This window comes from Nitrospirae bacterium YQR-1 (genome assembly GCA_039908095.1).
Classification (GTDB): Bacteria; Nitrospirota; Thermodesulfovibrionia; order Thermodesulfovibrionales; family Magnetobacteriaceae; genus Magnetomonas.
The window spans coordinates 1-1103 of sequence record JAMOBJ010000081.1 but is presented as its reverse complement, the minus strand read 5'-3'; the positions used below and the strand labels follow the sequence as shown (position 1 = coordinate 1103).

The following is a 1103-nucleotide window of genomic DNA, read 5'->3' as shown; positions in this document are numbered from 1 at the left end:
TTGTCATGATTGTAGTATGGCTTAATTAAATTGCCCCGTCCGATGAGCGCATAAAATGCGCCAAGCGGACATAAATGAGTTTCCACTTAAACCTTCTATGTTAATTGATACAGGGAACGGCTATCATGCCTATTGGTTTTTTGAAGAGGTGATAGAATTGCCTGAATTTACAGGTGATAAGGTAGCAGATAAACAGCGCAGTGAGACTATTGCAAAGTTTAAAGGCATACTCAAAGGGATGGTAAAGGCTTTAAACGGTGATAGTGCCGCTGCTGATGTGGCAAGGATACTTAGGGTTCCTGGTACATTCAATTGTAAGGATATTATTAAGCCTTGTAGGTTACTTGAGTTTAATCCTGATGTTATCTACTCATTGTCAGATTTTGAACCATGGGAAGTTGCCGTAGAAGTTCCAGTGGGGAAGGAATACACCATCGATGAAACCACCATTGAAACTAATATGGGGGTGGGTGAGTTTGTTGATATATTAAAAGAGAATTTTGCTTGTGCACGGATTATCTTAGATGGGGATGTCACTGTTGAAAATAATAGGATTAAATACACTGGTTCGGAATTGAGATATCCAATCGTTTTTCAGATATTAACAAACATTTCTAAGATGAGAATCGAAGATAGTCTTAAGGATGAGTTTCGTCAGTTTACAGCCGAATTATACTATCGAGGTGGATTAACTGATGAAGCGATAGAAAAGGCGGATGACTATCACTATAACTGTGACAGTCTGAATGATGCGCTGGATGAATTTTATGGAGAGACATGCTGTCAGGAATGTAACTTTAAAACACTGGCTGGAAACGTGAACTCACTCCTTGGGAAGATGTTTTATAAAAACAACTGTAATAAGCAGATTATCTATAACTCTGTTTCACACACTGCTCCAGACAATAATACCCCTAGCGATATATCAAGCGTAAGAATACCACCTGTTGAGTATAGGCGTGGCAATATCGTTTGGTTTTGGAATGAAAGAACCGGTGAGTTCTGGAGAACTGTTAAATGTATGAGTGTAATTATTTGTTATATATATATATGGTATTTTGGAGTAAACACACCATGTTGGGACGAGTGGACGGAGTTTTACC

Annotated in this window: 1 protein-coding gene; it reads left to right on the top strand. The window is 38.5% G+C overall.

The window, feature by feature from the left end:
- Positions 1–55 precede the first annotated feature (55 nt).
- Positions 56–1103, top strand: a 1048-nt coding sequence (locus H7844_15965) for a hypothetical protein (GenBank protein MEO5358774.1), incomplete at its 3' end; no start/stop codon positions are given.